Annotated in this window: 32 protein-coding genes; 15 read left to right on the top strand and 17 right to left on the bottom strand. The window is 53.5% G+C overall.

What is annotated here, in order from left to right:
* Nucleotide 1: 1 nt before the first annotated feature.
* Complete coding sequence (locus tag E3E51_RS01220) at nt 2-787, bottom strand: N-glycosylase/DNA lyase (RefSeq protein WP_167911309.1); 786 nt, start codon at nt 785-787, stop codon at nt 2-4.
* A gap of 2 nt (nt 788-789) precedes the next feature.
* Nucleotides 790-1,083, bottom strand: coding sequence for a hypothetical protein (locus tag E3E51_RS01225; RefSeq protein ID WP_167911310.1), 294 nt, complete (start codon nt 1,081-1,083; stop codon nt 790-792).
* 145 nt (nt 1,084-1,228) lie between these two features.
* Between E3E51_RS01225 and E3E51_RS01230 the strand changes: the two genes are divergently transcribed.
* From E3E51_RS01230 to E3E51_RS01255, 5 genes are all read left to right on the top strand, one after another.
* On the top strand, nt 1,229-2,062 hold the full coding sequence (locus E3E51_RS01230) for a hypothetical protein (protein ID WP_167911311.1): 834 nt from the start codon (nt 1,229-1,231) through the stop codon (nt 2,060-2,062).
* A gap of 15 nt (nt 2,063-2,077) precedes the next feature.
* Nucleotides 2,078-2,548, top strand: coding sequence for a DUF6884 domain-containing protein (locus E3E51_RS01235; protein WP_167911312.1), 471 nt, complete (start codon nt 2,078-2,080; stop codon nt 2,546-2,548).
* A gap of 76 nt (nt 2,549-2,624) precedes the next feature.
* Entirely contained in the window at nt 2,625-3,575 is a 951-nt protein-coding gene (locus E3E51_RS01240) for an ADP-ribosylglycohydrolase family protein (protein WP_167911313.1), read from the top strand.
* Nucleotides 3,576-3,729: 154 nt separating this feature from the next.
* The gene (locus E3E51_RS01245; protein WP_167911314.1) at nt 3,730-4,806 is read left to right on the top strand and encodes a tetratricopeptide repeat protein; all 1,077 of its coding nucleotides are present in this window, start codon (nt 3,730-3,732) and stop codon (nt 4,804-4,806) included.
* 501 nt (nt 4,807-5,307) lie between these two features.
* The gene (locus E3E51_RS01255; RefSeq protein ID WP_167911315.1) at nt 5,308-6,414 is read left to right on the top strand and encodes an ATP-binding protein; all 1,107 of its coding nucleotides are present in this window, start codon (nt 5,308-5,310) and stop codon (nt 6,412-6,414) included.
* Between the two features lie 143 nt (nt 6,415-6,557).
* Here the strand turns inward: E3E51_RS01255 and E3E51_RS01260 are convergent, their stop codons facing one another.
* Nucleotides 6,558-7,130, bottom strand: coding sequence for a TATA-box-binding protein (locus E3E51_RS01260; protein ID WP_048152114.1), 573 nt, complete (start codon nt 7,128-7,130; stop codon nt 6,558-6,560).
* Between the two features lie 202 nt (nt 7,131-7,332).
* Between E3E51_RS01260 and E3E51_RS01265 the strand changes: the two genes are divergently transcribed.
* Nucleotides 7,333-7,755, top strand: a complete 423-nt coding sequence (locus E3E51_RS01265) for a DUF356 domain-containing protein (protein WP_167911316.1) — start codon at nt 7,333-7,335, stop codon at nt 7,753-7,755.
* On the opposite strand, the gene E3E51_RS01270 is transcribed toward E3E51_RS01265, so the two are convergent.
* The 3 genes from E3E51_RS01270 to E3E51_RS01280 are packed head-to-tail and all read right to left on the bottom strand — an operon-like array spanning nt 7,752 to nt 8,939.
* The gene (locus E3E51_RS01270) at nt 7,752-8,207 is read right to left on the bottom strand and encodes a type II toxin-antitoxin system VapC family toxin (RefSeq protein WP_167911317.1); all 456 of its coding nucleotides are present in this window, start codon (nt 8,205-8,207) and stop codon (nt 7,752-7,754) included. The two genes, E3E51_RS01265 and E3E51_RS01270, sit on opposite strands and share 4 nt — an antisense overlap.
* Nucleotides 8,182-8,352 (bottom strand): hypothetical protein, encoded by a 171-nt coding sequence (locus tag E3E51_RS01275; RefSeq protein ID WP_167911318.1) that lies wholly within the window; start codon nt 8,350-8,352, stop codon nt 8,182-8,184. Before E3E51_RS01275 ends, E3E51_RS01270 begins: the two co-directional genes overlap by 26 nt.
* 44 nt (nt 8,353-8,396) lie before the next feature.
* Nucleotides 8,397-8,939 carry a multiprotein bridging factor aMBF1 gene (locus tag E3E51_RS01280; RefSeq protein WP_167911319.1) on the bottom strand — a complete coding sequence of 181 codons (543 nt, stop codon included), beginning with the start codon at nt 8,937-8,939 and terminating at the stop codon, nt 8,397-8,399.
* A gap of 70 nt (nt 8,940-9,009) precedes the next feature.
* Here E3E51_RS01280 and E3E51_RS01285 point away from each other — a divergent pair, with 70 nt between their 5' ends.
* Together E3E51_RS01285 and E3E51_RS01290 are read left to right on the top strand one after the other, a co-directional pair.
* Nucleotides 9,010-9,516 (top strand): GNAT family N-acetyltransferase, encoded by a 507-nt coding sequence (locus E3E51_RS01285; RefSeq protein WP_167911320.1) that lies wholly within the window; start codon nt 9,010-9,012, stop codon nt 9,514-9,516.
* 8 nt (nt 9,517-9,524) lie between these two features.
* Complete coding sequence (locus tag E3E51_RS01290; protein WP_167911321.1) at nt 9,525-9,818, top strand: hypothetical protein; 294 nt, start codon at nt 9,525-9,527, stop codon at nt 9,816-9,818.
* Here the strand turns inward: E3E51_RS01290 and E3E51_RS01295 are convergent.
* The 7 genes from E3E51_RS01295 to E3E51_RS01325 form a co-directional block, all read right to left on the bottom strand.
* On the bottom strand, nt 9,815-10,675 hold the full coding sequence (locus E3E51_RS01295; protein WP_206204434.1) for a DMT family transporter: 861 nt from the start codon (nt 10,673-10,675) through the stop codon (nt 9,815-9,817). The two genes, E3E51_RS01290 and E3E51_RS01295, sit on opposite strands and share 4 nt — an antisense overlap.
* Before the next feature lie 64 nt (nt 10,676-10,739).
* Entirely contained in the window at nt 10,740-11,144 is a 405-nt protein-coding gene (locus E3E51_RS01300) for a Zn-ribbon domain-containing OB-fold protein (protein ID WP_167911322.1), read from the bottom strand.
* 1 nt (nt 11,145) lies between these two features.
* Nucleotides 11,146-12,306: a thiolase domain-containing protein gene (locus tag E3E51_RS01305; protein ID WP_167911323.1), complete on the bottom strand. Its 1,161-nt coding sequence runs from the start codon at nt 12,304-12,306 to the stop codon at nt 11,146-11,148.
* Between the two features lie 10 nt (nt 12,307-12,316).
* On the bottom strand, nt 12,317-13,369 hold the full coding sequence (locus tag E3E51_RS01310; protein ID WP_167911324.1) for a hydroxymethylglutaryl-CoA synthase: 1,053 nt from the start codon (nt 13,367-13,369) through the stop codon (nt 12,317-12,319).
* Between the two features lie 111 nt (nt 13,370-13,480).
* Nucleotides 13,481-13,924, bottom strand: a complete 444-nt coding sequence (locus E3E51_RS01315) for a hypothetical protein (RefSeq protein WP_167911325.1) — start codon at nt 13,922-13,924, stop codon at nt 13,481-13,483.
* Nucleotides 13,925-13,943: 19 nt separating this feature from the next.
* Entirely contained in the window at nt 13,944-14,624 is a 681-nt protein-coding gene (locus E3E51_RS01320; protein WP_167911326.1) for a fibrillarin-like rRNA/tRNA 2'-O-methyltransferase, read from the bottom strand.
* Between the two features lie 5 nt (nt 14,625-14,629).
* Nucleotides 14,630-15,901, bottom strand: coding sequence for a C/D box methylation guide ribonucleoprotein complex aNOP56 subunit (locus E3E51_RS01325; RefSeq protein ID WP_167911663.1), 1,272 nt, complete (start codon nt 15,899-15,901; stop codon nt 14,630-14,632).
* Nucleotides 15,902-16,013: 112 nt separating this feature from the next.
* On the opposite strand from E3E51_RS01325, the gene E3E51_RS01330 reads away from it, so the two are divergent.
* Both E3E51_RS01330 and E3E51_RS01335 read left to right on the top strand, forming a co-directional pair.
* Nucleotides 16,014-17,000: an AAA family ATPase gene (locus E3E51_RS01330; protein WP_167911327.1), complete on the top strand. Its 987-nt coding sequence runs from the start codon at nt 16,014-16,016 to the stop codon at nt 16,998-17,000.
* On the top strand, nt 16,997-17,512 hold the full coding sequence (locus E3E51_RS01335; RefSeq protein ID WP_206204435.1) for a hypothetical protein: 516 nt from the start codon (nt 16,997-16,999) through the stop codon (nt 17,510-17,512). Before E3E51_RS01330 ends, E3E51_RS01335 begins: the two co-directional genes overlap by 4 nt.
* Here the strand turns inward: E3E51_RS01335 and E3E51_RS01340 are convergent.
* Nucleotides 17,509-18,477, bottom strand: a complete 969-nt coding sequence (locus tag E3E51_RS01340; RefSeq protein ID WP_167911329.1) for a ribose 1,5-bisphosphate isomerase — start codon at nt 18,475-18,477, stop codon at nt 17,509-17,511. The genes E3E51_RS01335 and E3E51_RS01340 overlap by 4 nt on opposite strands.
* A 238-nt stretch (nt 18,478-18,715) precedes the next feature.
* On the opposite strand from E3E51_RS01340, the gene E3E51_RS01345 reads away from it, so the two are divergent.
* Nucleotides 18,716-19,972: a PLP-dependent aminotransferase family protein gene (locus tag E3E51_RS01345; RefSeq protein WP_167911330.1), complete on the top strand. Its 1,257-nt coding sequence runs from the start codon at nt 18,716-18,718 to the stop codon at nt 19,970-19,972.
* A gap of 64 nt (nt 19,973-20,036) precedes the next feature.
* Nucleotides 20,037-20,882: a gamma-glutamyl-gamma-aminobutyrate hydrolase family protein gene (locus E3E51_RS01350; RefSeq protein WP_167911664.1), complete on the top strand. Its 846-nt coding sequence runs from the start codon at nt 20,037-20,039 to the stop codon at nt 20,880-20,882.
* Here the strand turns inward: E3E51_RS01350 and E3E51_RS01355 are convergent.
* Entirely contained in the window at nt 20,809-21,651 is an 843-nt protein-coding gene (locus E3E51_RS01355; RefSeq protein ID WP_167911331.1) for a radical SAM protein, read from the bottom strand. The genes E3E51_RS01350 and E3E51_RS01355 overlap by 74 nt on opposite strands.
* A 58-nt stretch (nt 21,652-21,709) precedes the next feature.
* Between E3E51_RS01355 and E3E51_RS01360 the strand changes: the two genes are divergently transcribed.
* The 3 genes from E3E51_RS01360 (at nt 21,710) to E3E51_RS01370 (ending at nt 23,176) form a co-directional block, all read left to right on the top strand.
* On the top strand, nt 21,710-22,117 hold the full coding sequence (locus E3E51_RS01360) for an OsmC family protein (protein WP_167911665.1): 408 nt from the start codon (nt 21,710-21,712) through the stop codon (nt 22,115-22,117).
* Nucleotides 22,118-22,156: 39 nt separating this feature from the next.
* Nucleotides 22,157-22,798 carry a neutral amino acid NAAT transporter SnatA gene (gene snatA, locus E3E51_RS01365; RefSeq protein ID WP_167911332.1) on the top strand — a complete coding sequence of 214 codons (642 nt, stop codon included), beginning with the start codon at nt 22,157-22,159 and terminating at the stop codon, nt 22,796-22,798.
* Nucleotides 22,799-22,894: 96 nt separating this feature from the next.
* Nucleotides 22,895-23,176: a family 4A encapsulin nanocompartment shell protein gene (locus E3E51_RS01370; protein ID WP_167911666.1), complete on the top strand. Its 282-nt coding sequence runs from the start codon at nt 22,895-22,897 to the stop codon at nt 23,174-23,176.
* On the opposite strand, the gene E3E51_RS01375 is transcribed toward E3E51_RS01370, so the two are convergent.
* Together E3E51_RS01375 and E3E51_RS01380 are read right to left on the bottom strand one after the other, a co-directional pair.
* A complete protein-coding gene (locus E3E51_RS01375) occupies nt 23,160-24,086 on the bottom strand; it encodes a triphosphoribosyl-dephospho-CoA synthase (RefSeq protein WP_167911333.1) in 927 nt (308 codons plus the stop codon). The two genes, E3E51_RS01370 and E3E51_RS01375, sit on opposite strands and share 17 nt — an antisense overlap.
* Nucleotides 24,087-24,314 (bottom strand): hypothetical protein, encoded by a 228-nt coding sequence (locus tag E3E51_RS01380; protein WP_167911334.1) that lies wholly within the window; start codon nt 24,312-24,314, stop codon nt 24,087-24,089.
* Nucleotide 24,315: the final 1 nt, after the last annotated feature.

Consider the following 24,315-nt stretch of genomic DNA (forward strand, 5'->3'; position numbering starts at 1 on the left):
CTTACAGAGCTCTCTGCCCAGATGGGGGACTTGGAACTTCTAAAAATAGATAGGGGATCAGTTCACTACAGATGTCTCTCTGTCCGATCTGCCAGACAAGGCTGTCTAGGTGGATCATATTTACTCCCGGCTGTGTCTTCTTGATCTCTTTGAGGACTTCGTCCCAAAAGTGTCTTACTTCCTCGTCCTTGAGGTCTCTCCCGACGAGTTTTGCTGTTAGTCGCTTTACCCTAACGTCCACCGGTATGGGGATTCCTGAAAAATCAAAGTCCGTGTGCCCCGTGAGAGTGAGGACTAGACCCAGTGTTTTCATGGCAAAGACTATCGTTTTATCATTTCTTTTTTGCCCCATGACCCTCGATAACTCTACCCATATTCTTTTAAAGCCCTTTGAGACGTCCTCAGGGCTTGACATCCACAGTTCCCGGGCTAGATGGCTGTCGAGGAACTTATCAATCCGTTTTAGTTTGGCGTTTTGAAGTCGTTCCTTCATATAGAACTGGCTGAGGAGAGTTTTCATGTCCTCTAGAGTTTCGGGGATTGGGTTCTCTTTGATCAACCTGTGAAGTGGTGGCCAGTATTTTTTCTCCGCCGGCCCCTTTAACTGGTAGTCATTTAACGCGGCCATGACCATCAGGGTCGCAAATTTCCCAAACCCATACCTTGGGAGTTGGTCTAGAAGCCTAGCTTCCGGTTCATTAGCCACTATTCTGTCCCAGACTTCAAGAGGAATCTTGGAAAGGACTTTTCCAACTTCTTGGACCCTAAGAAATGAAAAAGAGTCCAAGATTAACCCCTCCTGAATATTACTTTTACGACCTTTCTGTTCCGAACCTCCGGATAAGCTTTCCAGCCCGCAGCGAGCCAGCCTTTTCTCGCTTGGACGTGCCATTTTTTCTCGCTGTTCTCATTGGCCCACCAAGCAGCGTACTTGTAGGCAGATTTTGGTAAACTAAACTTCTCGTCAAGCGTTTTCAGTTTGTTTTCGAGCTCTGCGGGGGAAATTTCTATCCTGTCTTTATCTGTCTGGAGCTGGAGCCAGGCCTTCAACACACCATATTTGCTTTCGCGGATGTTTTCCATATTAAGCCACCTCATATATACTGTGGCATTTTGACTATTTAAGATTTTCTATTATTGAGTTTATTTCAAACTCAAGACAGAAAGGGTTAAATACTCAGGACACATAAACAGTTGATGAAATAACAACAAAACCGGGGGATTGCCCATGGAGATACTGTTTACAAGGGAATTCTGGGAAGAACGGGAAGAGCACAGAAAGAAGATACTGCACACAGTCCAGGAGTTTATAACGAACTCCACTAGAGACAAACTGACCCAGCTCGTAGGGGAGATCTGGGCGCTAAGGTTTACGTACAAGGACTTGGATTGGTACATAGAAAAGAGGGTTCTTAAGTACAGTACTCCGGAAGACCTTGCAAAGGCGTTTAAGATACTGATAGATGAAAGCCTGCCTCTGTCAGAGCGTCTTAAAATTAAAATTCCCGGCTTTGGCTCGGGCGCAGTCTCAGAAATCCTGTTTTCGCTGAACCCCAACAAATACCCAGTATACAATCGAAAGTTCATCATAGGCGCGACAAAACTTGGGTACAAGATAGATCTCCTTAAGCACACAATTCGGTTGACCCCAGAGACCCTAAACGAGCTTATTAGAGTACACGAACAGATACTTGCCGACTTTTCAGGCCTCAGGGACGAGATAATAAAAAGGACAGGGATTGAAGTTCCAAAATTTGACTTTACTGACGGGATGCTGTGGAAAGTCGCTCAAGACGAGATCTCCGTCAAAGAACTCTTGAATTGGAAACGCCCCACGAAGCTAATGGCGCTTGAGGATGTTGACACGGTCTTGAAGGCTCTGGAGAAGGGCATCTCGAAATATGCTGAGCTCCTCAATGAGGGCGAACACGAAGAGGCTGCCCTCGAGAAGGCCGCTTTTTACACGGAGGGAGTGCTTGAGGCCTATGGTGTTGACCTGAAAGAAGTATCCGACCTCTTCAGGGCGCTGGAGGAACTGCTGGGTAGAATTGTCAAAAAATGAATTTGGGTGGTAGACATGCCGAAATGTTTGTGTATTGCAACGTGCGGTTCAAAGAAAATCTGGAGCGTTGACCCCAACATTCCAAAGTACGTGCCGGCTAAAGATGCGTATGTAGGTCCCTTATCGAAGAAAACGATAGAATATGCCCAGACGTTCCACCCTAAGAGCTATGTGATCCTCTCCGCCAAGTACGGGTTTTTGCTCCCGGACGAAAAGATCTCGGACTATGACGCATACTGCAGCAAGAACCCCGCAATAACGATCCAGGAACTGAAAAAACAGGCTGCTGAAAAGAAAGTGGATGGCATTGCACTGAAAGACTACAACAAAGTGATAGTTATTGGTGGCAGATGTTACTGCGACTGGGCCAAAAAAGTCTTTGGGGAGGATAAGGTTGAGTGCCCACTGGCAGGCCTGCCGATAGGCAAAATGCTCCAGCGGCTTAAAACGGCTATAACTTCAAGAATCCCCTTAGTCAAGTGTTGAGAGTTTAATATTCTATTTATTTCCAGTGATTAAAAAGCACAAAAGGGATACTGATAGTTAGTTGGAGTGTGACATTATGAAAGCCGAACCCAAACTCGTATCACGTCTCAAGGGAGGCCTTTGGGGCGTCATCGTTGGAGACGCCTTTGGTTTTCCCTTCCAGTTTACCCCTAAAGACACGATGGAAAGGAAGTACTCCAACCCCGCCGAGATCCCAATGAAAAATGGGCTATGGAGTGATGACTCCTCTTTAACCCTAGCAACTGCTCATGCACTAACAGAGGGATATCACCTTGAGAAGATCGCGGAGAACTTCCTCCGCTGGTATCAGGATGGCGAATTCACGCCAAAGGGTTACGCGTTTGATGAAGGCATTACAAGTTCACGGGCAATAGAACGCATCGCGGAAGGAGTTCCTCCGCTTGAGGCCGGGGGTAATGGGGAACGGGACAACGGCAACGGTTCGCTTATGAGGATTCTGCCAGCAACGTATTACACTTACTTTAAAATGGGCCCTCTGGAAGAGAAACTCTGGCTAATCCACGAGGTCTCGATGATAACTCATGCCCATCCCCGCTCACTGGTCGGCTGTGGGATTTATTCACTAGTAGTCTGGAACCTCCTGGATGGCATGGACAAGTTCGAGGCGTACTACAAAGCAATACGAGCAACGGAAGAACTCTACTCAGAGGAACCCTTTGCCAAGGAGCTCACGCATTATGAGAGGGTTCTGAGCGGAAAAATTCACGAGATCGGTAGGGACAAGATCAGGGGAAGCGGCTACGTCGTCCACACGTTGGAGGCTGCTTTGTGGGCCTTCCTGAGAAACGAAAGCTTTGCTGACGCAATAAAAGAAGTGGTCTCCCTTGGGGAGGACACAGACACAACCGGAGCAGTCACTGGTGGCCTGGCCGGAACATACTACAGGATTGATAACATTCCCGAAGACTGGCTTGAGAAAATCGAGACACGGGAGTATGTTGAAGAGATAATCAACGCCTTTATCGATAGCTTGTTAGGCGATTGAGATGAGTGTGGAGCTAATAAAGACAGTAGCCAGCTTCTCGGTTTGGTTGGGGCTTTTATTTTTTCCTTTTGATACTAGTACGACTCTTCTGGGACGCGTTGATAGAGTTTCTGGCAGAGGTTTATGATGAAGTGAAGAAAAGGAGGAGAGTCCGATGAATAAGCTGGCTAGGTTTGTAAGGCCCGAGGGCATTACGGTTGAGGAATTCCTAGCTGAGGCGGGCGAACACTTGGGGATAGGAGGAGTTGAAGATTTCCTGAGGGAACTTGAGGCGGCGTACGAGGGCACATGGCAACGGGAAAAGCTCCTCTATGCTGACGGCTACATAAAGTTGCTCACCAGCATTGCCGAGTACTACAGGAAAAAACACGAAGAATCCAATAAAGACGAGCGCAAAAGGCTCTTGAATGAACTTATGGAAGCTTTTGGCGACTTTACCTACAAAAAGAGAGCAGCTGAGTACTACATCAATGCCGCGAGCGTCGCAACTTCAGTCTCCCTGATTTACTTCCCTCAGCAGAATTACCCGGAAGAGGCTGAGAGGTACCTGAAGCTAGCAGTGGAACTTGAAGAAAGGGCCATGGAGCTGGGCGTTGTCCCGAGGTACTACGCGATAGCACTGAACAATCTTGGGACTCACTATTACGAAACCAACCGCTCTGAAGAAGCGCTCCCCGTGCTCAAAAAGGCGTTGGAATACGCTGAGAACCCAAAAGAGAGGGGGCTCGTTCTCCACAACCTCTCACTGACTTACGCTGACCTGGGAATGAAAAAGGAGGCAGTTAATTGCATGGTGAAGTCAATTTGCATCCACTACTCAACACAGCACGAGTTTGGGGATGTTTCGCTTTATGACAAGGACATTAACCAGGTAGTTGAAATGACCGGCGACGCTGGTACAGATATCTTCGCGTTGGAAATTGCGCTCGACTTGATTGGAGGGAACTTGAGTGCAGAGAGGGCTAAGAAACTGCTCGAACAGATTGACCGCGATGAATGGCCCCTTACCAATGCTCTACTCTCAATCCTGAATGGGAGAGAGCCCGCGTTGTCGAACGAAATAGTCGGATGTGAGAAGCTCCTCAAAGACGTTGCGAAGGCCGTAGGGAACAAAAACATAGCAGAACTGGACCGGAAGCGCCGGCAGCAACATCCCTCCCAAGAGGATATATGGAAGCGCTGGATTGACTCCTTGGAAGAGCTCGGACTATACTCAAAAGAGGAGCTTTGAAGCGCCTCTCCCCTTTATTTAGACTGCAAAAAAGAAAGTAAGTTTTTGCCAATTTTTGCTGTCCGATAAGGTTCTCGATGAACGCGTCAATTATTCCTGAAATATTTTCTTGCATCGTTTTTTGGAACCACTCTTCGGGGATGTCTTCACGCCATAGTACGTCCAGCTAATCCGCTCACAACGGCCCCGGTTGTGTCAGCGTCTTCTCCTAGGGAGACCACTTTCCCTATTGCATCAGCAGAGCTTTCGGTTCTCAAAAATGCCCAGAGGTTGCTTCAAGGGTGTGAACAGAGCAGCCACTCCCTCTGGGCATCATCAAGATATCCTTCGGTATACACCACCATACTGTTCACATTTTTGACATGTTCAATTTAGTCCTTTGGTAAACGTGACTAATATACATTCTCTCCAATGGATAATGCCTCTCCGGCTTCAGCTGACCCTCTATTTTTCGAAACCCTTATAACTTACCCCGGGGTAAGTAACTTACGGTGGGGTAAGTTGCTGTTTGACCTCCAACCTAAAACAAGGAAAGAGGACCTGTACGATAGGGAAAGAGAACTTGAGGCGTTTAACGAGGCATTGAAGCTCGGAGAGAGGCTGGTTCTCATCCTGGGCATACGACGTCTTGGAAAGAGCTCCCTCCTCAATGTTGCGCTCTCAGAGTCAGGCCATCCCTACGCCAAAATAGACGTTCGCTCCCTGTACTTCACCCACGGCTCCATTCCGCAGGAAATCCTCGCGAAAAGAATCCTGAGTTCGCTCATCGAATCCATTCCCCCAAGTGGAAAGCTCAGGCTCGGCATGACGGAGGCACTTTCATCAATCCGGGGAATCCGCCTTTCGGGAGTTCACGTGGAGTTCGAGAAGAAGCCCGACTTAGCTGAAATCCTTGAAAAGGTGGACTCCTGGGCGGAGAGTGAAGGAAAACGGGTTATCATAGCATTTGACGAGGCCCAGTACCTCCGACTCTCTGGCATACAGTACGATGGGCTGATAGCTTATGCCGTTGATAACCTTCCAAACTTAACCTTCGTTCTAACGGGCTCGGAGGTTGGAATGCTCCACGACTTTCTCGGCCTTGATAATCCCAAGAAACCGCTTTTCGGCAGGTACGCCAGGGAAATAACGCTGGAGAGATTCAGCCGGGAACGGAGCATTGGGTTCCTGGAAACGGGTTTCAAAGAGCTTGGAATCGATATAAGCCCTTCGGAGCTCGGACGAGCCGTTTATAAACTCGACGGAATCGTGGGCTGGCTGAGCATGTACGGCTACCTCAGGGGAATCCGAAAGCTCCCGGAAAGGGATGCCTTGAATGAGCTGTTCCACAGGGCACAGGCTCTGGTATTGGATGAACTTTCCTCCCTGCTTTCACACAGCAGGCGGTACGGGCTCATACTGAAGGCCGTCGCCATGGGGAACAAAAGGTGGAGCGATATAAAGGAGTATCTGGAGTTCAAAGCGGGCCGGATAAACGACTCAAAGTTCTCCAGTCTCCTGAAGAACCTGGTGAAGTACGGCTATCTGAATAAAAGTGCCGATGGGTACATCATTCCCGACCCCATTGTTGTGGAGGTTATCAAGAAATCCCAGCTTACCCCCAGGTAAGCTCCTTACCCCCGGGTAAGCCAACATCCCTCAGATCCACAGTGTTCCAGAAATGCAGAAGACGTAGGAACCCCCCGATCAATCAGAGTGTCCCAAAATGGGCCGAAAATTATGGAGTAAAAGATTCCAAGGGGCAGGAGGTTTCACCACTCCTCCTCTTCCTCGATGAGGCCGTACTTCTCCAGCTCGCGGAGGAGCTTTCTGACGGCTTCCCAGGCGTCGTGTTCGCTCTTCGCTCCGGAGCAGACTATCTTTCCGGACGAGAAGAGCAGTATAACCGCCCTCGGCTCCTTGACGCGGTAGATGACGCCGGGGAACTGCTCGGGTTCGTACTCACAGTTCGGCAGGCTGAGGGCAACGGCATCGAGGTTGAACTCCATGCCTATGTCGCCGCTGAAGACCATGTTCTGGATGTCAATCTGCGGGGCGCGGCCGAACTTGGCGCCTATCTTCTTGAGCATCTGGATGAGCTTGTTGACGGCGCGCTCTATGTCCTCAACGCTCTTGGCGCCGGTGACGACGAGCTTGCCGGAGCTGAATATCAGAAGAGCAACCTTGGGCTCCTCGAAGCGGCAGATGATGCCCGGGAACTCCTCGGGGTTGTACTTGGAGTTGGGGCAGATTTCAATGACTTTCTCAAGGTTGAGCTGGGTGAATAAGTCCACAGAAGCGACAATATTCTCAATCCTGAGCTTTACATTGCTCATATCTACCAAGGCTTACACCTCCAGATGGTGGGTTTAAAAACCCTTTATAAATGAGGCGGATTGAGTTTTTAAAGGTTTAGGTCACAACGGCCAGGGGAGCGGAGGAAATGCACATAAATGTTCAGGCAGGGGTTAGAACTTTCTTAAGTGCCGGTAACTAAAAATCAAGAAGGCTTAAAAGGTGTTGGGCAGAGCTGGGGGTGGTGAGACCATGAGAAACACGATGGTTTTAGTAAGGACCGACAACTTCCAGAAGGCCAGCATCGCTCTGGCTGACCTGGTGCGCTACGGAGGTATGCAGATACGCGGCAACCCGAGGATTATCCCTCCCGCTCTCTCCGACTGGGCCTTTGAGAAGATAAGCGGCGAAAGGCCAAGGAGACGCTTCAGGGCACACGTGATCGCCCAGATAGACCTCGCGCCGGCGAAGGCAATCGGCAGGCTTATGGACATACATCCACCCGCGCACGTTCTCGTGATTCCCCCCGATACTGAAGTCTGGGAAGAACTGATGCGCCTCTGGGGAACTTTCGAGAAGCTCAAAGGTTTCCACCCGCCGAAGAGAACCAGAGCGGAGGAGCTGAGGAAGAAGCGCGAGAAAGGGATGGAGAACGAAGGATTGGAGGAGTTTTAGGGAAGGACCATTAGACCCTCCTTTTCTCCAGCGTTTTTAAGGTCATTGTCTAACGTTCCCAAAGTACCAACCTCATAAACAAGGCATGTAGCGAGGATTATGGCATCGTTTGGGAGTAGGTTGTGTTTCCTCATAAGCCCATAAGAGAGTCCGAGAACCTCGTCATCTGCAGGTAGTATGTGAAACTGTTCAATGAAATCTCTTGGCTCGTCGGAAAGTATCACAGTACTTATTTCCCCGCGTTTTTTGATTGTAAACGGTGAACGTCCGGTTTTAAGGGCAATGTAATGAAAAAGGAACTCGCTGAAGACTATATCGTTAATGAGAGGAACCATACCATTATTTAAAATCTCCTCAAAGAGGGAGACCGCCAGAGGATTACCTTTCAAACCCTCAATTAAAAGGGATGAATCCACGAATATTAACTCATTGGAGGTACCACTCTTCTTCATTTACATCCCCCTTGAATCTGCCGAGGTACTTGGAGAGAACATTCCTTTTCAGCCCTTTTCCTAGCTCCCTCTCAACTAGAATCTCAATTTTCCTCCTGAGGATACGCTCCATCCAAGGGGGAACCTTCACAACTATCTCGCCCATAAGACCACCCAATAAAGAATTAAAACAAAAGGCGATTTAAACTTTCACTTCTTCTTCCGCTTCTTAATCTTGATGTTAGCAATGTCGCCGAGCGTCGGCTCGTAGTCCCTCGGGATGCTCTTCTTCTCTAGAACCTCCTCCCCGGAGGTCTCGATGAGTTTTATTTTGAAGTACTTCTCCAGCTTTTTCGCTTCCTTTATCGTCGGCTCGCGGTGGCCGTGGGCGATGGCGCGGAGGTCGTTCATGGAGAGCCCGACCTCGTGGGAGAGCTCCTCGTAGCTCTTTCCAGAGCGCTGTATCGCCCTGTAAACCCTCTCGGCGTAATCCTCGACGATCTCCTCCGTGTACAGCGGCCTCTCGGTCTTGGGCTTGGATGAAGGCCTCGGCCTAGCCGGCCGTGAATAGGCTCTCCTCGTCGGCCGCCTTCCGGTGGGCATTATGCTGAAGGTTCCGGGCTTCTTCCCGCCGTATTTCTCAAAACAGCGGTCGCAGACGAGAACTTCAGCCCCCTCGATCCTTATCCTGTGACCGGGACCTCTTATCGGCGCCCCACATACCTCACAGTACCTTGGCTTGGCCTTCCCCATCTCAACCACCTTCTTGCTCCACATAAGGCTGGGAGTCAGGCTTTTTAAACCCCACGATGAGCTTATATCGATGGCGGAAGTGAAGATAGAGCGGCTCCCCCAGCTTGACCAGGAAACGCTGGAAAGGCTCATCGAGATATACATGAGGGGTTACGAGGGCATGCGTGAGTACGGCGGCGAGGGGGAGAGCTACGCGAAGCGCTACCTCCGGTGGTGCTGGAACAAGGCGAAGGACGGCTTTTTCATCGCCAAGATTGGCGACGAGATAGCGGGCTTCATAGTCTGCGACGCGGACTGGTACAGCAAGTACGAGGGAAGAACCGTCGGGGCGGTCCACGAGTTCGTGCTCGACAAGAAGTTCCAGGGACACGGCATAGGGCACTTGCTCATGGAGAAGTGCCTAGAGTACCTGGGGAAGCACAACGACAGAATAGAACTCTGGGTGGGCGAGAGGAACGAGAAGGCCATCAAGTTCTACGAGGACTACGGCTTTAAGAAAGTCGGCCAGAGCGGGATATGGGTGCGCATGGTGAAAGACCTGAGGAGGGACGATGCACCCCGGGAAAAGGGGAAGTAGGTGGTTTGATGTCCTGCATAAAACCGCCCGAGCCCGAGAAGGTGATGAACTTGAAAGAGGAGAGTTTCATACGCGAAGGTAAAGGCAGGCTGAAGGTCGTCATAGAGAGCGAGGGCGAGACCCTGGAAACGACTGTTAGGGGCTCTCTAAAGAGTGTTGAGGAAACAGCCGAGATGCTGGGCGTAGAGGCGAAGGACGGGAGGTTGGAGGCCACCGTCGATGGCGTCAGGGTCAGAATGGAGCGCGGAAGGCTGGAGATGGAGTTCGAGAACGGGGACAGGCTGAGAATTGAGAGGGACTAGGCGTAGAGACCTATCATGAGGACACCCAAGGCTGTTAGAACGAGGGCGAGGGCTAGCCTCCCCGTAAACCTTTCTTTTAGGAAGATCACCGCCATGATTGAGGCCATTATCGGGCTTGACTCCGTTACCGGCGTCGCTATGCTTGAGCCCGCAAACTTCAAGGCCAAAGCAAAGAAGTACTGGCCTAGGATCGTGCCGAGGAGGGTTATAACGAACACCAGCCCCCAGCCCCGCGTGCTGAGCCTTCTGACGTCGTTCCTTATCTTTGGAACAAAGGCGAACGAGGCCAGCGCACCGGAGCTTATTCTCAGTCCGATGACGGCAGAGGCGCTCCCCCCACTCACCAGCCAGTCCGTCACTATTACGGCAAAGGTCCAGAGGAGCTGGGCAGAGAAGACGTAGGCGAGTCCCCTCCAGTCTATTCCGCCGCCCCTGGAACCCTCCGAGGCGGTAGCGACAACGGCCGCCACTATGAAGAGAGCACCCAGGAGAAGGCCTCCTGTCAGGGGCCTGCCGAGGGTGTAGTGGGCTATGAACATCGTTATTATCGGATGTGCGGTGACGAGAATCGCCGCGCGGGAGACGCCTAGGTGGTTCATGCCCTCAAGGAAGAACCAGTCGGCGAGGGTGAAACCGAGGACTCCCGAAACCACAAGGATAGCCCACTGCACGACCGAAAACCTAGGGACGCCCAGATACAGAACCAGAGGAATGTAGAAGAGCGCGCTGAGTATTAGCCTGACCACATTCAGCGAGAGGGGGTTGATGTCCCTCATTGAGACCTTGGAGAGGACGGAAGCAAGGGCCCAGACGAAGGCCGCCGAAAGGGCAAGTATCACCCCGAGGGTTATGTTCATGGTATAACGAGGACACGCTCGTGTTATAAGGCTAACGATTCGAGGTGGGTAGAAAAGAAGGAAATCACCTCACAGGCGGCCTGAACTTGTAGCCGTAGAGGATTATTCCGTCCTCCTCGAACTCCCTTATCTTCTTGGTGACGACCTCGACCTCCATTCCGAAGTCTATCTCCTCGGGGTCAACGTCGGTCAGCTGGGCGAGGACGACGGGTCCCTCCTCAAGCTCTATCAGTGCCAGCGGGAAGGGCTTGTAGTACTCGAAGCCGCTCGGCGGGTTTCTGACTATCGTCCAGCTGATGACCTTGCCCTTTCCGCTCAGCTCGATTTCCTCGACGTTTCTTGAGCCGCAGACCGGGCAGATCGACCTCTTCGGGAAGTGGACGTGGCCGTTCTCGCACTTTCCGCCTATGAGCCTGTACTTCTCACGGAAGTGCCTCCAGTAGCGGGAAACCTGCATCGGGCGCGCCATTTCAGACCCTCCTAAAGACGTTGACCGTTATGTTTGAACCGGTTCCACCAATGTTCTGGGTCAGGCCGATTTCCGCATCCGGCACCTGGCTCGGCGCCTCGCCGCGGAGCTGGAGGACAGCCTCAACCGTCTGGTAAACGCCTGTGGCTCCGACCGGATGACCGCGGGCCTTGAGTCCGCCCATCGTCTGTATCGGGTAGTCCGCGTCAATGGCTATCTGTCCCTCCTTGGCCAGCTTCGCTCCCTCCCCCTTCTTCGCGGCGCCGAGGGCTTCGAGGCTTAAAGCGGCCATGACGGTGAATGCATCGTGAACCTCGAAGAAGTCGATGTCCTTTGCCTCGACGCCCGCCATCTTGTAGGCCCTCTCTGCGGCGACCTTGGCCGCCTTGAGGGTGAGCAGGTCTTCCCTGCTGGCGAGGCTTATGGTGTCTATGGCGCGCCCCATTCCGGCAACCTCGACCCACTTCTCCTTCGGAACGCCAAGCTCCTCCGCCTTCTCAGGCGTGGTGATTATCACAGATGCCGCACCATCGCAGACCGGCGAAGCATCAAACAGCTTGAGCGGGTCGGCAACATAGGGGCTCTTGAGGACGGTCTCGACCTTAATCGGGCGCTTGAACATGGCGTAGGGGTTCTTGGCGCCGTTGGCATGGGCGTTGACCGCGAAGAGCGCCAAATCCTCCTCGGTGTAGCCGTAGGCCTTCATGTAGTAGCGCATGATGAGGGCGTTCAAAGCTACGAAGCTCGCCCCGTGGAAGAGCTCCCACTCGGCATCGGCAGCGTAGGCGAGGTAGCGCGTCGCGTCGCTCGGCCAGGCGTCGGTCATCTTCTCGACGCCGACGACGGCAACCACATCTTCCAGCCCGCTGAGAACGGCCTTAACGCCCTCCTGAACAGCGGCACCACCGCTGGCACAGGCGGCCTCTATTTTAACGGCCGGGATGTTTCCAAGTCCGGCCCAGTCGGCTATGAGCGCGCCGAGGTTCTCCTGCTCCACGAAGGGGCCGGAAACCATGTTTCCAACGTAGAGTGAATCGACCCTGTCTATCCCGGCATCGTCCATCGCGTTGAGGAGCGCCTCGACGGCCAGGTCCCTCAATCCGAGCTTCCAGTGCTCACCAACCGGGGTCATACCGGCACCGATTATGACTGCCTTCCTCATCTCAACCACCTCACATGATGTACTTTCTCCTCGCCTTCGCGTAGAGGGCGTAGTCGATGTACTTCTTCCTGTTCACGTAGTCCATGGTCTTCGGAGCCAGCCCGCGCTTCTCCTCGATGGCGTCTTGAACGACTATGCTGAAGGCGTCGCTTCCCGCGCCGGAGCCAAAGCTGACCCACAGAATCCTGTCCCCGGGCTTGGCTATGTCGAGGACGGCGGAAATACCCACCATGGTCGCGCCGCTGTAGGTGTTTCCGATGATTCCGGTGAGCAGGCCGGGGAGAACCTTCTCCTTAGGAATGCCGAGGATTTTAGCAACGGTGAGCGGGAACTTGACGTTCGGCTGGTGGAAGACGGCGTAGTCGAAGTCGTCCACAGTGAGGCCGAGCTCCTCCATGAGGGTCTTGGCCGCGTTGACTATGTGGTGGAAGTAGGCAGGCTCGCCGGTGAACCTGTTGCCGTGCCTCGGGTAGTGTTCGTGCTGGCGCCTCCAGAAGTCGGGAGTATCAGTAACGTATGAATAGCTGCCCTCGAAGTAGGCGACGGTCTCGCTGCTCTTCTCGCCGACTATGAAGGCCGCTCCACCGGCACCGGCGGTGAACTCCAGGTGGTCGCCGGGCCTTCCCTGGGCGGTGTCCGCTCCAATGGCCATGGCGTAGTCGGCCATCTCCGAGCCGACAAAGCCTATTGCCGTCTGCAGTGCCTCGGTTCCGGCCTTACACGCGAACTCAAAGTCGGCCGTGCTTACATCGGGGGTGGCGCCGATGGCCTCGGCTATGACCGTGCCGGTGGGCTTGACCGCGTAGGGCTTGCTCTCGCTTCCGAACCAGACGGCCCTGATGAGTGCCGGCTCTATCCGGGCTCTCCTGAGTGCGTTTCTCGCGGCCTCAATTCCTATCGTGAGCGCATCCTCGTCAAGACCGGGAACGGCCTTCTCCTGTATCGGGAAGCTGGAAACTCCCCAGACCCTTCCTATCTCTTCGGCCTTGATTCTATACATCGGGACGTAGGCACCGTAGCCGACGATGCCGACTTCGCGCCTTGGCTTCAGGAGCTTTCTCATGGGGCATCACCTACAAAAGCTGAACGTAACTTCGGCTAAGGTTCATGAGCGAGTTATAAAAGCCTTTCGGTGAAAGTAAAAGGCTTTTTCGACGATTGGCGATAGAAACGTTCAGGACTTCACGGAGATAACTTCCTCCGTTTTCTCTTTAGCTTCCAGAGCTTTCAGGAGTTCATCCACGTTCTTGAAGGCGAGGAAGTAGTTCTTCCCCTCCCCACCCTCCATTAGGATTCCCAAGTCAGAGGTGGCATACGACTCGACGTAGCCGTAGGGACCTTTGTAGAGGCCGAGCCGGTACTTCCCAAACGAGAGGCCGTTTATCCTGACCTCCAGAACCTCCTTTGAAGATGCTTTCCTGAAGTCCCTCACCGCCGTCTCAATGCGTTTCTTCCGGGTCTCTATCACAACTTTTCTGCTCCCCCCGTCCACCCTAATGGCAACCCTCATGGGGACGTATTCATCAAACTCCCTCTTTATCCTGAGGACCACAAAGAGGGTTATGAACAAAAAGGGCAGCAAAACGGGAAAGATGGGGGTAATCAAACCCCAATCCATTCCCTGCTCCCCCGAAGAATCACGGTTTCCTCACAACGAACAGCGCGTGGTCCTTCTCGTAGGGTTCAAGCGAAAGCCTCTCAACGACTTCGAAATACTCAGAAAGCTCCCTCTCGACCTCCTTGAAGACCTGCTCGGGCTCCTTAGTGACGTCGATGCTCCTGCTCTTGACGCTTATCATGGCGTAGCCGCCGCTCTTCAGGAAGACCCTGGCGTTGTCTATGAGTATCTTCGCCTGCGTCGGCTGGGCGACGTCCTCGAAGATAACGTCGACCTTCGGCACGAGTGCGCGGTAACCTTCTGGCTTTGTTGCGTCTCCGAGTATCGGCACGATGTTCCTGCGCTCGTCAACAAGTGGGACGAGCTCCCTCAGAACCCTCGGCGAGAACTCCACGCCGAAGACCTTCCCCTCCCAGCCAACGATGTCGCTAACGTGGCTGGCAGTCGTTCCGCTCGCGACTCCAAGGTAGAGAACCTTTGAGCCGGGCTTTATCGGGAAGTTCTTAAGGCCGTTGAGTATGGCCGCACCGAGTTTCGAACGTCTCGGGTTCCAGACCCTGTACTCCTCGCCCTCGAACTTAATCAGCCTCTCGCCGTAGACCTTCTGGCCCGGAACGAGGTTCTTGGTGGCTATCTTCTCGCTACCATCCTCATCAACGAAGACGTAAACACCGGGGAACCTGCCCTTCTTGATCCTCATCCACCTCACCTCTTGCCCTTCTTCTTTTTCTTTCCGCTTTTCTCGCCCTTCTTACCCTTTCCGGCTTTCTCCTTCTTCTTTCCACCGAAGCCCTTGCCCCGCTTTTCTTTCCCCTTGAACTTCTTCTTTTTCTTCTTTTCCGGCTTGGCCTTCCTCTTGGGCGGGTTCGGATACTTCTGCTTTATTTCCTGGATGCGCTGCTCTATCTCCTGCTTCAGCTCCTCAGCGATGTATTCGCCGGAGAAGTAGTCAACGCGCGCCGCTATGGCGAGCTTTCCTGCCAAAGCCCTCGCTATCTTACCCCTCTGCCACCACGGCGAGCGGTTTATGGCCGGGTACTGGAAGATGACGCCGTGCTTTGGCGGCTTTGCACCGCTCCTCAGGTGTCTGAAGAGCGCCTTCTCTGCACCTAAGACCTGTATGGTCGATGCCGGCATCATGGCGAGCTCCTTCAAGCCCCCTGCGAGGCTGAGCAGTCTGGCGCCGAGTTTTGCCCCAACGAGGGCCTTCAGGTTCGGTGCGACCTCGTCCATGGCGGTCTCAAGGTAGTCCTCTATCTCCTCCCTCAGCTTGTAGAGGTCGCTTATCTCACTCGCGAGCTTCATTATGATGCCCGCATCGAACTTGCCGAGGGGAGCGCCCATCGAGGTTTCCGCAGCCCTCAGAATCTTTTCCACCTTACCCTCTGGGAGGCCGAGGCTCTTGAGCTTCTCCTCGCTCACGTTCTCCCTCGGGCCGACGGCCTTGACGAAGGCAACGTACTGCCCGTGCTTGGGAAGTATCTCGTCGAGCTCCGGGAAGTGAAGGCTGTACCACTCCCTCAAGCGAGAAACGAGCAGGTTGATGACCTTGTCGATGTCGTCAAGGGCCTCGATGGCCTGAATTATCATCTTGTCGCGCGCGCCGCTCTGCTCCTGTATGCGGAGCCTGGTCAGGGCAACGCCGACGCTGAAGTACTCGTCGAACCAGTTCTCGCCGAGGAACTCCTCCGGGCTTGAGCGGAGCTTCTCTCCGGCGATGTTCGGGAACTCCGCGGTGGCGTTGTAGCCGAGCTCCTTCAGGTTCCTGCTCAGCTCCGAGTCCTCAAGGACGAACTCGTCGTAGCCCCTCTCCTTAAGCTCGTCGAGGAAAGAAACCAGCTCGTCGCTCGGCTCGCCCTTCAGAAGCCTGTCGAGGCTCACCTCCGGCCTTCCGGAGAAGGCCTTCTGATCAATGAGATTACCGCTCTCGTCAAAGGCATAGATGCCCCTGACGTTCTCAGCCACGTAAGCTTTCATCATCATCACCCTCTCAGTTTTTGTTTCCGAAGTATAAAAGGGTTAGGCGTTTTAAACCCTTGCGGGCAAATTCTTAAATAACTTTGGACAGTAGGAGTTCAGGGGGAGAGATATGCTCACAAAGCTCATCATAGAGAACTACAAGTCAATAGAGAAGGCCGGGCTTGAGTTCTCAAAAATAAACCTTCTAATTGGGCCGAATGGGAGCGGAAAGAGTTCTGTGCTTGAAGCTTATAAAATGCTCATCCTTCAATCGGGAGCCCCACGTACCAAGAGAGACTTTCTCAGGGTAGTACACAATCATGATACTACAAAGGAAATTGTGATTGAAGGCATGTTTTCCCAGGTCAATGTCTCGTATATTTACCTTTCATTTGGAATCGTTGAGGAAACAGTGTTACCCTCTTGGAATTTTGAAGGTGAGTATGAAAAGGCCCGTAAATTCTTCCACGTGCTTGATGCAGACAGGAATATTGAGGCAAGATTGAAAGGAGTCCTTGCAACACCGGAGGATGCTACATCTTGGAATGCCCATCAACTCTTTTATTACACTGCTCTCCGCACGGAGTTTCAAGATAATATTCGGTTAATAAGGGAGTTTTATTCGAGATACGGTCTCAATAACATCAGGTGGGTTCCTACTGAAAGAGAAGGAGAGTACGAAATCATTGCAACAACACCTGAAGGAGTCGATGTAAACATCGCCGATGCCGGTGCTGGTTTGGCGGCACTCTTCCCGATAGTCGTCGCCCTCTCCTTTTATCCAGAAGGGAGCACTATCTTCATTGAACACCCTGAGATGCACCTCCATCCCAAGCTTCAGTACGAGCTAGCGGAGTTCTTCCTGATGGTATCGGAAAAGAGAGACTACCAGCTGATAATCGAAACTCACTCGGAACACCTCCTTTACGGTCTGCTGAATGCAGTTGCCCAAAAACGCATGAAGCCAGAGGAACTCACGATATATTCCACAAGGAAGGAGAACGGTAAGTCGGTCTTCGAAAAGATGACCGTTCACGAAGACGGTAGCCTCGAAGGCAACATCTCAGACTTCCTTGAAGCCGACATAAACGCGTTCCTTGACTGGCTCAAGGCGTGATTGAAATGACGGTTGTTGTCGTTGTCGATACCAACGTGCTTAGATATGCCCTTGAGGCCGAGAAAAACATCCGTTCTGATGAAGAAACAAAGGCCGCTTATGAGGTCCTCGTTAAACTCCTCAACAGTGATCTTGTCGTTTTAGTAATTAATGAAGAGATCGCAAAGGAATACTCCAGACATATTGAAGCCGTTAGAATGGAAATTCGACGAAAGAGAATCCATCCCCAATTTTTCCAGTTATTAAGGGCAATTAAAGCAAAATCTAGAAAAGTGGCCTTGGAGAGGCACGAGTTCAATATCAAAGGGGAATCTGTTGGAAGAAAAGACTTCCATCTCCTTAACTCCGCTAAAACAGGTGCACTAAAATTCAAAACCAAAAAAGCGTTTGTTTTGACATTCGCCCAAGATGTTTACCGTGGAGAAGAAGCAAGAAACGGAGAAGGCGTGGTTGTATATCTGCTAAATTTACGGGATGAAAACGAAAGGAAGAGGCTTAAGGAACTTCTTTAATCCTCCCAGGGCTCGGTGTACTTGAGGGCCCAGCCGAACTCCTCCTTGAGGATGTCTATCGCCGCGCTCGGCGGGATTATTCCGCGCTCGGTTATGATGACGTCCACGTACTCGGGCGGCGTGACGTCGAAGGCCGGGTTCCAGACCTCGATGTTCTCCGGCCAGGTCTTGAGTTCCTCCTCGGGGATGACCTCGGTCGGGTCGCGCATCTCTATCTCGACCAGCTGGCCGAGCATCGTCTCGGGGTGGAACTTGTAGGTTTCCGCGGCGATCATCGTCCATATCCGGTGCTCCTTGGCGGTGAGCGCTATCAAAGCCGTTCCAATCTTGTTTATCACCGCGCCGTTGACGGTTATGCTGTCCGCGCCCATTACAACCTTGTCGGTCATCTTCATGTAGTGCCTCGCGGCGCTGTCAACGACGTAGATGACCGGGATGCCGTAGCTCGCCAGCTCCTTAGCGGTGAGCTTGCCCTGCCACTTGGGCCTTGTCTCGGTGACGATAACCCTTATGTTCTTGCCCTGCTCCCAGGCGGTCTTCATGACACTTATCGCGGCTTTGCTGTGGCAGTGGGTCATTATGACGTCCCCATCCTCTATGCGCTTCGCCCCCATCTCGCCTATCCGGATTATGGCGTTCTCGGAGTTGTGGATGAACTCCTTGGCGGCGTTGATGACGATGAAGCGGAGCTGGTCTAGGTCGGCGCCGCCCGCGTAGGCAACCTTCCCGCGGTGCATAACGTAGCGGAGCGCGTTGGGGAGGGAAACAGCGGTGGGTCTCGTCTCGTACAGTATCTTGGCGGCCCTTTTCATTTCGTTCCAGAAGTCGTCAACGTTCGTCGCTTTGCTCTTTTCGGCCTGGAGCTTGAGCGCATAGGCCGCGAAGCGGGCTATCTTGCCTGCCCCCCGAATCTCCATGTTCCTGATTTCCTCGGCAATCTCAAGCACTTCTTTCACTACCGTCATCTCCATCACCCCTATTCGGTAAACCCAGGTTATGGCGGGAGGGTTTATAGGGGTTTTGTGTTCATCCATGTCCCTTTCAGTCCGTTGATGTTCTTAAAAATACCTCTGCCGTACAGTTTACAAACGTAAATGGCACTAACGACCATTGCAGAAAGATTTATAACCAATCGCCGCTACTCTTTAAGTGTATAGATTTGGTGACGTGCTCAAAAGTGTGCATCTAATGGGGGGAACGGAAGTGGAGGAAAAACTTATGCGCAAGCTGAGTTCAGGGTCACTGGATTTTGAAGCGTACTTCTCGGACAAGGCTCAGGGGATGAAGGCTTCGGAGATTAGGGAGCTCCTCAAGCTCGTTGAGGCGGGGGACGTTATCTCCCTTGCCGGCGGTCTTCCCGCTCCCGAAACCTTCCCTGTCGAGACCATAAAGGAGATAGCCGCCGAGGTTCTCACCCACCACGCCGACAAGGCCCTGCAGTACGGAACCACCAAGGGCTTTACGCCGCTCCGCCTCGCTCTGGCAGACTGGATGGAGAAGCGCTACGGCATCCCGACCAGCAAGGTTGAGATAATGATGGTCGCCGGCTCGCAGCAGGCGCTCGACCTCATCGGAAGGGTCTTCATAAACCCCGGCGATATAGTCGTGGTCGAGGGGCCGACCTACCTCGCGGCACTCAACGCGTTCAAATACTACGACCCCGAGTTCCTCAGCATCCCCATGGACGACGACGGTATGATGGTTGACCTCCTTGAGGAGAAGCTCAGGAAGCTCAACGCTGAGGGCAAGAAGATTAAGTTCGTCTACACCGTTTCGACCTTCCAGAACCCGATGGGCGTTACGATGAGCCTGGACAGAAGGAAGAGGCTCATAGAACTCGCCCGGGAATACGACTTCCTCATCGTTGAGGACAGCCCGTACAGCGAGCTCAGGTATTCGGGCGAGCCCATACCGCCCATAAAGCACTTCGACGATGAGGGCCGCGTCATGTACCTCGGAACATTCTCGAAGATACTCTCCCCTGGAATGAGGCTCGGCTGGATAGCGGCTCACCCGCACTTCATCAGGAAGATAGAGATAGCCAAGCAGGCCGTCGACCTCTGCGCCAACACCCTCAGCCAGGTCATAGCCTGGAAGTACGTGGCGGACGGCCACCTCGACGAGCACATACCGAAGATAATAGAGTTCTACAAGCCGCGCAGGGACGCCATGCTGGAGGCACTGGAGGAGTACATGCCGGAGGGCGTCAGGTGGACCAAACCGGACGGAGGAATGTTCATCTGGGTCACCCTCCCGGAGGGCATCGACACCAAGATGATGGCCGAGAAGGCCATAAGGATGGGCGTTGCCTACGTGCCGGGTGAGGCTTTCTTCGCCCACCGTGACGTCAAGAACACCATGCGCCTGAACTTCACCTACGTGCCGGAAGAGAAGATACACGAGGGCGTCAAGAGGCTTGCTGAGGTCATAGAACAGGAGATGAAGGCCCTCAAGGGCTGACGTTTCTTCTTTTCTTCCCGCAAAGCTTTTTATTCTGTGAACGTATCACTGGGTGGTGATACTTATGAGGCCATTGATAGGTATAATAGGTCAGGTTGACCCATCCAAAAACAGGCTTTTTCTTGACCGCAGGCACGTTGAGAAGGTCACCGCTGCCGGGGGCGTTCCGGCGGTTTTCAACATAAACTCCTCCCCGGAGGAGGTTCTTGAGCACGTGGACGGGGTGCTGCTCATAGAGGGCCCCGATGTTCATCCGCACTTCTACGGCGAAGACCCCTCAGGCGCGATAAAATACGTTGACGTTGAGAGGGACGAGTTCGAGATACGGCTCGTGAAGAGAGCCGTGGAAAGGGGCGTTCCGATACTCGGCATCTCCCGCGGGATGCACGTGATAAACGTTGCCCTCGGGGGAACGCTCTATCAGGACTTGAACGACATTCCCAAGGCAATAAAGCACGACTGGGACGTCGAGCTGATAGGGCCGACCCAGAGGGTTCACGGCATCAGGATAAAGACCAGCTCCGCCCTCTACGAGATACTCAAGGACGAACTGGACATAGGGGGAACCAACGAGGTCTACCTCAGGGTCAACAGCTTCCATCACCAGGCCGTTAAGAGGGTCGGTGAGGGAATAAAGCCAGTCGCCTATGCCGTGGACGGGCTGATAGAGGCCATCGAGGGAACCGAGGGCTTCATAATGGGCCTGCAATGGCAGCCGGAGTACCTGCCCGAGATGGGCAGGGTCTTCGAGGCCTTCGTCAAAGCCGCCGCAGAATACCGCCTCGGCAAGCTTGAGCTGGAGAAGATAGAGATAGAGGCTGAGCTCAGGGAGGAGCTCACAAGGGAACTAGGTGAGAGCCATCACAGCTCGGAAACGAGTGATACTCCTCCCGACATGAGCCAAACGTAATTCCCCGTTCCAGAACCTTTTTCTTCGCTTCCCTTAATATCTCAAACCTCAGCTCGTGGGGCAGGTAGCGGTATCCCCCAATCTTTTCTCCCATCTCGTAAAGCGGCCACAGCTTTTCCATCAGCCCGGGAAATTTCGCGAACATTCTCTTCCTTGAGTCGGGCCTCAGCTTGAGGGTCGAGACGGTTATATGGCTCACGAAGCTCAGGGCATCGAGGGTTTCATCAAAGTCCTCCCAGGTGTAGAACGGTATTATCGGGTCGATGCGGGCGTAAACGGGGATGCCCGATTCTTTAGCCTTCTCCAGCGCTTTAATCCTTGCCTTCGGCGACGGGGCGTTCGGCTCCAGAAGCTTTGCCTTCCGTTTATCCACCGTGGTCACAGTTATCCCGACGGCGCACTTCAATTCGCTCAGAACGTCCAGGTCGCGCACAAATACCTCCGACTTCGTGAGGAGCAGGCATCGGACGTCGTAGCGTTTGAAGAGCTTGAGAACGTTCCGTGTTATGCCCAGTTCGCGCTCGATCGTCGGATAGGGGTCTGATGAATAGGAGAGCGCTATTATGTGGCGCCTGTCAAGACGCCTCAGCTCCCTCTCCAGCTTCGGCAGGAGACCTTCCTTAATCCTCACCCTAAAGGCGTTGGGGATGTAGCTCGTTATGTAGCAGTAAACGCAGGCATGGTCGCAGCCGGTGTAGACGTTCAGCGTGTACTTAAAGGGGCATGTGCAGAGCTTCGCCTTCCACGGGTCGAAGGGACGGATATACATGTTTTTGCCTACGAAAAGCCCTTAAAAGGAATTGTGTTTACACCTACGGGTGAAAAATATGACAGATGAAGTTAGGGGACGGGTTAAGTGGGTTGAGAACATGCAGTTCGTTGGAAAGATGGACACCGACCAGTGCGCGATAATCCTGGGGGACGGAGGCATAAGCCCCATGAAGCTCCTCCTGCTGAGCGTAGCCGGCTGCACCGCCTACGACGTGGTCATGATTCTCCAGAAGATGCGCGAACCCATCGAGGGACTGGAGGTCGAAATATCCGGTGAGAGGCGCGATGAACACCCCAAGATGTACAGCAAGGTGCACCTTCATTACAGGATATACGGGGACGTGAGGGAGGAGAAGGCTAAGCGCGCTATAGAATTGAGCCAGGACAAGTACTGCTCGGCCAGCGCACACGTGAAGCTCAGCGGCGCCGAAGTTACGTACTCCTTCGAGGTAATCAAGGGTTAGATTTTTAACCCCCTCTTCTTCCCGCCTTTGGGTGGTGACGTGATAGAGCTGGTAAAGCACTTCGTGATACTCTACGGCGGACTGTTCGCGATAACAAACCCTGTTGGAGCTGTTCCAGTGTTCCTCGGGATTACCCATGACCTTTCCAGGAAGGAAAGGCGGGAGATAGCGAGAAAGACTGCGATAACAGTGGTCGTTACGCTCGTAACCTTTGCCCTCATAGGGGAGTGGATATTCAGGTTTTTCGGCTCCAGCACGGACGCCTTCGCGATAGCCGGTGGGATACTGCTCTTCAAGATGGCGATGGACATGCTCTCCGGCCGGCTCTCGACGGTCAAGATAAGCAGAGAGGAGACGGAAGAGTTCAGTGAGGAAGTGGTCACCCTTGAGGAGGTCGCGGTGATTCCCCTGGCGATCCCCCTGATTTCGGGGCCCGGCGCGATAACGACCGTGATGCTCTACACCGCCAAGAGCACATCCATCCCCGAGAAAGCGGCCGTCATAGCCAGCATAGTTGCCATAGCGGTGACCGTCTGGTTTATCCTCTGTTCGTCCAACAGGATACAGGAGAGGCTCGGCAGGGTGGGGATAAAGGTTATGACGAGGATGATGGGTCTCATACTCACCTCGATGGCCGTTCAGATGATAATCAACGGCATCAAGGGGGCGTTTGGAATTTAAGCTCCCAGTGGGGTGGATTTCCGAAGGCAAGTACCGCGGGGCGGGAGATAATCACCCTTTTAAACTCCCGTTCCTAATTTTTTAATGGTGTTGAAGATGCGCGGAGACTTAATCCGTGTTCTGAGCACAGTGGAGGAGAAGGCCAACGAGCTGAAGCTCGACGGCTACGAACCCGATGTGGTTCTCCTTGGAAAAGAGGCGTATGAGTTCATAAGGGCGCAGATAAACGAGGAGTTCGGCGGCGAGGAGGAGGTTTTCGAACTCTCCGGTCTGAAGATACGCACCCTCGACGAACTCGGCGGCGATGCCGTCGTCATTGACAGCAAGGCGCTGGGCCTCGGTCTGGGCGGGGCGAAGCGCTTCAAGGTCGTCCTATAACTCCCCAGACCCTTCCGTTTCTCAATTCTATCCTCAATCCCCTGAGAACAAGCAGGCTGAGCGATACTGCCATGACGTCCGCCAGGCTGCCCGGGTTTCTCAGGTCGTCCCTCTCGCGCATAAAGGCATCGAACTCCTCAACGCCGAGCTCTCCGGCGAGAACCATCCCGGCCTTCTCCTGAACGAGCTTCGCCTCCTCAATGCCGGCCTTCCTGATTATCAGCGTGTCGAGGTTGGTTGCGAGCAGCTCAATGAAGGCTCTCACGACGGCATCCTCCAGGGGGAGCTCCTTTATCAGCTCGTAGAGCCTTCCGAAGGTGGAGTAGCTCAGCTCGTATTCATTGAGCCACTCGCAGAATATCAGCTCGCGTTCACAGCTCATCTCGGCGAGCCTTGCGAGGTTGATCCCGTCCTGGAAAAGCTCCCTGAAGGAATCGTCGGAGTAGACGTCGTACTTGACCCCGCTGGGGATTCCCTTGGGGTTGGCTACCCTTATCGCCCGGTAGAGCTCCATCGCGTCCCTGACCGTTGATTCTTCTATCAGAAACCTCGCCTTTTTCCTCGCATCCAGCATGTTCCTCCCAATCGTCATTCCCATTATGAGGGGAAGCGAAAGGGCGATGATGCCAAAGTTGGGGTTGGCGTCCTGGGCCTCGCGCGATGCCTGAACGGCCCGCTTTATCAGCTCCCCGAGTCCAGCTTCCTCCGGCGCAAGGATGCCCTTCCTCAGAAGCTCCGCCGTCTTCACTGCCTCGTAGTAAACCCCCGCGACGGCCGTGTCGGCGAAGAGGAAGTGGTAGAAGGTGAGGTCGTCGAAGTCCCTGAGGCGACTCACATTGCCCGGTTTCGGAACGGCCGCCTCAAGGAGCGGACCAAGGGTGAAGGCGCGGACTATTCTCCACCTCTCCATTCACACCACCAGGTAGAGGAGCAGATATATCAGGTAGGCGATTAGGACGAGCTTCCTCGCCGTTTTCCGGGTCAGGAAGTACAGGCCTATCGCGATGAGGGTAACCCCTCCAAAAGCATCCTTGATGTAAGGGGCGTAGGGGTGGAGCCATCCCAGGAACGCGGGGTGGAACTCCCTGAGGAGGACGAGCAGGCCTATAAAAACGAGTATTATCCCGAAGGTTCTCACC

Source organism: Thermococcus sp. 21S7 (assembly GCF_012027615.1).
Lineage (GTDB): Archaea > Methanobacteriota_B > Thermococci > Thermococcales > Thermococcaceae > Thermococcus.

Coding starts and splice junctions, on each gene's coding strand:
- E3E51_RS01280 (WP_167911319.1), bottom strand. CDS start 8,939: ATGGGGAAGGCCAAGCCAAGGTACTGTGAGGTATGTGGGGCGCCGATA.
- E3E51_RS01315 (WP_167911325.1), bottom strand. CDS start 13,924: ATGGATTGGGGTTTGATTACCCCCATCTTTCCCGTTTTGCTGCCCTTT.
- E3E51_RS01235 (WP_167911312.1), top strand. CDS start 2,078: ATGCCGAAATGTTTGTGTATTGCAACGTGCGGTTCAAAGAAAATCTGG.
- E3E51_RS01350 (WP_167911664.1), top strand. CDS start 20,037: ATGAGGCCATTGATAGGTATAATAGGTCAGGTTGACCCATCCAAAAAC.
- E3E51_RS01370 (WP_167911666.1), top strand. CDS start 22,895: ATGCGCGGAGACTTAATCCGTGTTCTGAGCACAGTGGAGGAGAAGGCC.
- E3E51_RS01275 (WP_167911318.1), bottom strand. CDS start 8,352: ATGGGCGAGATAGTTGTGAAGGTTCCCCCTTGGATGGAGCGTATCCTC.
- E3E51_RS01290 (WP_167911321.1), top strand. CDS start 9,525: ATGTCCTGCATAAAACCGCCCGAGCCCGAGAAGGTGATGAACTTGAAA.
- E3E51_RS01320 (WP_167911326.1), bottom strand. CDS start 14,624: ATGAGGATCAAGAAGGGCAGGTTCCCCGGTGTTTACGTCTTCGTTGAT.
- E3E51_RS01310 (WP_167911324.1), bottom strand. CDS start 13,369: ATGAGAAAGCTCCTGAAGCCAAGGCGCGAAGTCGGCATCGTCGGCTAC.
- E3E51_RS01325 (WP_167911663.1), bottom strand. CDS start 15,901: ATGAAAGCTTACGTGGCTGAGAACGTCAGGGGCATCTATGCCTTTGAC.
- E3E51_RS01240 (WP_167911313.1), top strand. CDS start 2,625: ATGAAAGCCGAACCCAAACTCGTATCACGTCTCAAGGGAGGCCTTTGG.
- E3E51_RS01295 (WP_206204434.1), bottom strand. CDS start 10,675: ATGAACATAACCCTCGGGGTGATACTTGCCCTTTCGGCGGCCTTCGTC.
- E3E51_RS01285 (WP_167911320.1), top strand. CDS start 9,010: ATGGCGGAAGTGAAGATAGAGCGGCTCCCCCAGCTTGACCAGGAAACG.
- E3E51_RS01230 (WP_167911311.1), top strand. CDS start 1,229: ATGGAGATACTGTTTACAAGGGAATTCTGGGAAGAACGGGAAGAGCAC.
- E3E51_RS01265 (WP_167911316.1), top strand. CDS start 7,333: ATGAGAAACACGATGGTTTTAGTAAGGACCGACAACTTCCAGAAGGCC.
- E3E51_RS01330 (WP_167911327.1), top strand. CDS start 16,014: ATGCTCACAAAGCTCATCATAGAGAACTACAAGTCAATAGAGAAGGCC.
- E3E51_RS01340 (WP_167911329.1), bottom strand. CDS start 18,477: ATGACGGTAGTGAAAGAAGTGCTTGAGATTGCCGAGGAAATCAGGAAC.
- E3E51_RS01355 (WP_167911331.1), bottom strand. CDS start 21,651: ATGTATATCCGTCCCTTCGACCCGTGGAAGGCGAAGCTCTGCACATGC.
- E3E51_RS01305 (WP_167911323.1), bottom strand. CDS start 12,306: ATGAGGAAGGCAGTCATAATCGGTGCCGGTATGACCCCGGTTGGTGAG.
- E3E51_RS01300 (WP_167911322.1), bottom strand. CDS start 11,144: ATGGCGCGCCCGATGCAGGTTTCCCGCTACTGGAGGCACTTCCGTGAG.
- E3E51_RS01245 (WP_167911314.1), top strand. CDS start 3,730: ATGAATAAGCTGGCTAGGTTTGTAAGGCCCGAGGGCATTACGGTTGAG.
- E3E51_RS01360 (WP_167911665.1), top strand. CDS start 21,710: ATGACAGATGAAGTTAGGGGACGGGTTAAGTGGGTTGAGAACATGCAG.
- E3E51_RS01225 (WP_167911310.1), bottom strand. CDS start 1,083: ATGGAAAACATCCGCGAAAGCAAATATGGTGTGTTGAAGGCCTGGCTC.
- E3E51_RS01270 (WP_167911317.1), bottom strand. CDS start 8,207: ATGAAGAAGAGTGGTACCTCCAATGAGTTAATATTCGTGGATTCATCC.
- E3E51_RS01375 (WP_167911333.1), bottom strand. CDS start 24,086: ATGGAGAGGTGGAGAATAGTCCGCGCCTTCACCCTTGGTCCGCTCCTT.